Raw genomic sequence first — 4,704 nt, forward strand, 5'->3', positions numbered from 1 at the left:
GCGCTGAGCAAGCCCGGCCCTTTCTTCAGCAGGGTCATGCGCGGATGGCCGCGAAAGATGGGCGCGGCAGCAATGGTTCGCAACGCGGCCCGCAGCTTGCGGGGCCGCTGGGGCCTGCTATGGAAGAAATAGCTGAGCATGCGACGCGGTCCGCCGGTGCGTCATCCGGGCATCCCCCGGTATTGCAATACCGTGACAGCTTGGGCATAGTGAATCGACCTTCTCCTCTCCCGCACCCCTCTCTCTTCCCTTCCCCCCTTCTTCTCCCAGCCCCACAACCGTTTTCGCCGGCCGCGCTGTATCCGCAGCGATGGTCATTTCCCCAACCGTCAATTCCAGGAGGTCATTCATGAATTTGACGATCAGCGGTCATCACCTCGACGTCACCCCTGCCTTGCGCACCTACGTCACGAGCAAGCTGGACCGGATCACCCGACATTTCGACCAGGTGGTCGATGTGAAGGTGATCCTCACGGTGGAAAAGCAGAAGGAAAAGGAACGCCGGCAACGGGCCGAGTGCAACATCCACGTCAAGGGCAATGACATGTTCGCGGAGTCGAGCCACGCTGATCTCTATGCCGCGGTCGATGAACTGGTCGACAAGCTCGACCGCCAGGTGGTGCGCCACAAGGACCGCCTGCAGGACCATCACCACAGCGCGCCCAAGCGCCTGATGTAAGACGAAGCGGGTTCCCGGCTGTCGCGCCGGAGACTCTCGAAGCCGCCTCCGGGCGGCTTTTTCATGGGCTTTTCCGACTGTCCATCAAGGGTTTGAAGGGCCTCTGTCGAGGGAAGCGAGGCCTGCGGGCAACATGTAACCAGAAAGTAGATAAGCGGAGTGGGGGTTTTTACCAAGCAGGTGCATAATCGCCCCCGCTCTGACCCACCATGAATCGTCTCGCGTCCATCCTGCCGCCCGCTCAAGTGCTTGTGAGCGTTGACGCCACCAGCAAGAAGCGTGCTTTCGAGGAAGCCGGCTTGCTGTTCGAAAGCCTTCACGGGCTGGGCCGCGCCCTGATCACCGACAGCCTCTTCGCGCGCGAGCGCCTCGGCTCCACCGGCCTCGGTCATGGCGTCGCCATTCCGCATGGCCGCATCAAGGGCCTCAAGGCCCCGATGGCCGCGGTGTTCCAGCTTGCGAACCCGATCGGCTTCGATGCCCCCGACGAGCAGCCGGTCGGCCTGCTGATCTTCCTGCTGGTGCCCGAAGCCGCCACGCAGAAGCACCTCGAAATCCTCTCCGAGATCGCCGAGCTGCTGAGCGACGCCGGCCTGCGCGAGCAGATCAAGTCGAGCACCGACGCGGCCGCGCTGCACGGCCTGATCGCCGGCTGGCACTCCACGCAAGTCGCCTGAGCCCATGGCTCGCGGGGCGTGGCTGCTGCTAAGCTGCGCTGCCCTTCTTCCCGTCCCCCTCACTTCCGAAGCGGTGCCGCGCGCCGCGCCCTGAACGCATGAAGCCGACCGTCATCAGCGCCGATGCCATGTTCGAGGAGTTCCGCGGCTCGCTGCGCTGGGAATGGCTCGCGGGACTCGGCGCGTCCGAGCGCCAGTTCGATCCCGAAGTCATCAGCCGCGCCCAGTCGGCCGCCGACCTGGTCGGCTACCTCAACTACATCCATCCGTACCGCGTGCAGATTCTCGGCGCGCGCGAGGTCGCCTACCTGACGCGCGGCAGCCCCGAGGACACCGCGCGGCGCATCGCCCGCATCGTCACGCTCGAGCCGCCGATGCTGGTGCTGGCCGACGGCCAGGCCGCGCCCGACGAGCTGCTGTCGATCTGCGAGCGCGCCCAGCTGCCGCTGTTCGCCACGCGCGAATCCTCGGCCTTCGTGATCGACCTGCTGCGCGCCTACCTGTCCAAGCACTTCGCCGAGCGCACCTCGATGCACGGCGTGTTCATGGACATCCTGGGTATGGGCGTGATGATCACGGGCGAGTCGGGCCTCGGGAAGAGCGAACTCGGCCTCGAGCTGATCTCGCGCGGCAACGGCCTGGTGGCCGATGACGCGGTCGATCTCTACCGCATCAACCAGAACACCATCGAGGGCCGCTGCCCCGACCTGCTGCTCAACCTGCTCGAGGTGCGCGGCATCGGCCTGCTCGACATCCGCGCGATCTTCGGCGAGACGGCGGTGCGGCGGAAGATGCGGCTCAAGCTCATCGTGCACCTGGTGCGGCGCGACAGCTTCGAGCGCGACTACGAGCGCATGCCCTCGACCCCGCTCACGCAGGACGTGCTGGGCATTCCGGTGCGCAAGGTCATCATCCAGGTGGTGGCGGGTCGCAACATCGCCGTGCTGGTCGAGGCCGCGGTGCGCAATTCGATCCTGCAGCTGCGCGGCATCGACACCTATGCCGATTTCGTGGCGCGCCACCACAAGGCGATGGAAAGCGCGCGCGACGCGGACTAGCTCAGCGCTTCTTGACGCAGTCGCCGCACAGGCCGTAGAGCGACATGGCGTGGTCCTGCAGGATCCAGCCCTTGTCCTTGGCCACCAGCTGCTGGCGGCGCTCGATCTCGGCGTCGTAGAACTCCTCGACCTTGCCGCAGGCGGTGCAGATCAGGTGGTCGTGGTGCGTGCCTTCATTGAGTTCGTAGACGGCCTTGCCGCTCTCGAAATGGCTGCGCTCGAGGATGCCGGCCTGCTCGAACTGGGTGAGCACCCGGTAGACGGTGGCCAGGCCGATGTCGGAATGCTCGTTGAGCAGCACCCGGAACACGTCCTCGGCGGTCATGTGGCGTTGGCCGCCGGTCTGGAAGATTTCCAGAATCTTCAGCCGCGGCAGGGTGGCCTTGAGGCCGGTGTTCTTGAGTTCGTCGATGTTGGCCATGATGGTTCCTGCGCCCTGGGCAGCCAAAGGCCCCGGAGGGGCCAGCCGCTACAATGGCCGATCATATCGCTACCCCCTTTCCCCCCAATGCCTGCCATTTTCCAACGCCGTCCCTGGCTGCTGGCTGCGGCCGTTGCCGTCACCCTGGGCCTCGGTGCCTGCAGCGGTTTCAGCGAGCGCTCGCGTGGCGCGCTGTCGGCCGTCACCCCCTACAAGGTCGAGGTGGTCCAGGGCAACTTCGTTTCCAAGGAACAGGTCGCGGCGCTCAAGACGGGCATGTCGCGCCAGCAGGTGCGCGAGATCCTCGGCACCTCGCTGCTCACCGACATCTTCCATTCGAACCGCTGGGACTACGTCTTCACGATCCGGCGCCAGGGCGTGGAGCCGCAGGAACGCCGCTTCACCGTCTTCTTCAACGGCGAGCAGCTCGAGCGCTGGGAAGGCGGCGAGATGCCGAGCGAGGAAGAATTCGTCGCCACGCTCGACACCCGCAAGAAGACCGGCAAGGTGCCGCCGCTCGAGGCCACGGAAGAAGAACTCAAGAAGTTCGACCCCAAGGGCGACCGGAAAGCCACCGACACCGAGAGCAAGGCGCCCGCCACGCTGCCCCCGCTGCCGGCCGCCTACCCGCCGCTCGAGGCCGCGCGCTAAAAGCGGCGCCCGGCCGGCGCGCCGAACCTGGCTTGGCGGGGCGGCGCGGTTTCCCCACCCATCGTCCCTACCGTCCCCCGACGGCAAGCAAGCCCGAATCCGCGTGACCGACTCCAACACCACCACCTCCTCCACGCCGGCCGCGCGCCGGGTTGCCGTCGCCGGCGCGTCGGGCCGCATGGGCCGCATGCTGATCGAGGCGGTTCGCAACACCCCCGACTGCCGCCTGGCCGGCGCGCTCGACGTGGCCGCCAGTCCCGCCATCGGCAGCGACGCGGGCGCCTTCCTCGGCTTCGCCAGCGGCGTGGCCATCGCCGCCGACCTGCGCGCGGGCCTGCAGGACGCCCAGGTGCTGATCGACTTCACCCGCCCCGAGGGCACGATGGCCCACCTGGCCGTCTGCCGCGAGCTCGGCGTGCAGGCTGTGATCGGCACCACCGGCTTCAGCGACGCGCAGAAGGCCGAGATCGCCGAGATCGCCAAGGACATCGCGATCGTCATGGCGCCCAACATGAGCGTGGGCGTCAACGTCACCTTCAAGCTGCTCGAAATGGCGGCCAAGGCGCTGTCCACCGGCTACGACATCGAGATCGTCGAGGCCCACCACCGCCACAAGATCGACGCCCCCTCGGGCACCGCGCTCAAGATGGGCGAGGTGATCGCCGATGCGCTGGGCCGCGACCTCAAGGAATGCGCGGTCTACGGCCGCGAAGGCGTGACCGGCGAACGCGACCCGTCGACCATCGGCTTCGCCACCGTGCGCGGCGGCGACATCGTCGGCGACCACACGGTGCTGTTCGCCGGCACCGGCGAGCGCATCGAGATCGCCCACAAGTCCTCGAGCCGCGCCAACTATGCGCAGGGCAGCCTGCGCGCGGTGCGCTTCCTGGCCGACCAGCGCGCCGGCCTGTTCGACATGTTCGACGTGCTCGGCCTGCGCTGAGCCCGGCCTTTCTCCGCCATCCCCGACGATGAGCGTCCTCGAACTGCTGACCCACGGCGACGGCGTCAGCCGCTCGGTGGCCGCGCTGCTGCTCGCGATGTCGATTTCGAGCTGGGTCGTGATCCTCTGGAAGGGCTGGCTGCTGCGCGGCGGCACGCGCGACGTGCTTCGCAGCATCGCGGCCTTCTGGCAGTCGACCAGCCTCGCTGAAGCCGAACAGCGGCTGCAGGCCTTCGACCGTTCGGCGCTGGTGCTGCCCACGGTCGCGGCGCTGC

The 4,704-nt window shown here is 67.3% G+C and carries 6 protein-coding genes and 1 pseudogene; 6 read left to right on the forward strand and 1 reads right to left on the reverse strand.

Going from position 1 to position 4,704, the window contains the following annotated elements:
• Positions 1–349: 349 nt before the first annotated feature.
• The 3 genes from hpf (at position 350) to hprK (ending at position 2,414) form a co-directional block, all read left to right on the forward strand.
• Positions 350–679: a ribosome hibernation-promoting factor, HPF/YfiA family gene (gene hpf / locus AC27VN_RS33190; RefSeq protein ID WP_093246312.1), complete on the forward strand. Its 330-nt coding sequence runs from the start codon at positions 350–352 to the stop codon at positions 677–679.
• Between the two features lie 209 nt (positions 680–888).
• Positions 889–1,356, forward strand: coding sequence for a PTS sugar transporter subunit IIA (locus tag AC27VN_RS33195; RefSeq protein ID WP_057593827.1), 468 nt, complete (start codon positions 889–891; stop codon positions 1,354–1,356).
• 98 nt (positions 1,357–1,454) lie between these two features.
• Positions 1,455–2,414: an HPr(Ser) kinase/phosphatase gene (gene hprK / locus AC27VN_RS33200; RefSeq protein ID WP_057593828.1), complete on the forward strand. Its 960-nt coding sequence runs from the start codon at positions 1,455–1,457 to the stop codon at positions 2,412–2,414.
• A gap of 1 nt (position 2,415) precedes the next feature.
• Here the strand turns inward: hprK and fur are convergent, their stop codons facing one another.
• A complete protein-coding gene (gene fur, locus AC27VN_RS33205) occupies positions 2,416–2,835 on the reverse strand; it encodes a ferric iron uptake transcriptional regulator (protein WP_057593829.1) in 420 nt (139 codons plus the stop codon).
• Between the two features lie 87 nt (positions 2,836–2,922).
• On the opposite strand from fur, the gene AC27VN_RS33210 reads away from it, so the two are divergent.
• From AC27VN_RS33210 to AC27VN_RS33220, 3 genes and pseudogenes are all read left to right on the forward strand, one after another.
• Positions 2,923–3,486 (forward strand): outer membrane protein assembly factor BamE, encoded by a 564-nt coding sequence (locus AC27VN_RS33210; protein WP_093350499.1) that lies wholly within the window; start codon positions 2,923–2,925, stop codon positions 3,484–3,486.
• A gap of 103 nt (positions 3,487–3,589) precedes the next feature.
• Positions 3,590–4,429, forward strand: coding sequence for a 4-hydroxy-tetrahydrodipicolinate reductase (gene dapB / locus AC27VN_RS33215; RefSeq protein ID WP_395349154.1), 840 nt, complete (start codon positions 3,590–3,592; stop codon positions 4,427–4,429).
• 28 nt (positions 4,430–4,457) lie between these two features.
• Positions 4,458–4,704 (forward strand): annotated as a pseudogene (locus AC27VN_RS33220) (MotA/TolQ/ExbB proton channel family protein); the annotation flags it as partial.

Source organism: Variovorax sp. 20P10.2.4 (assembly GCF_058244205.1).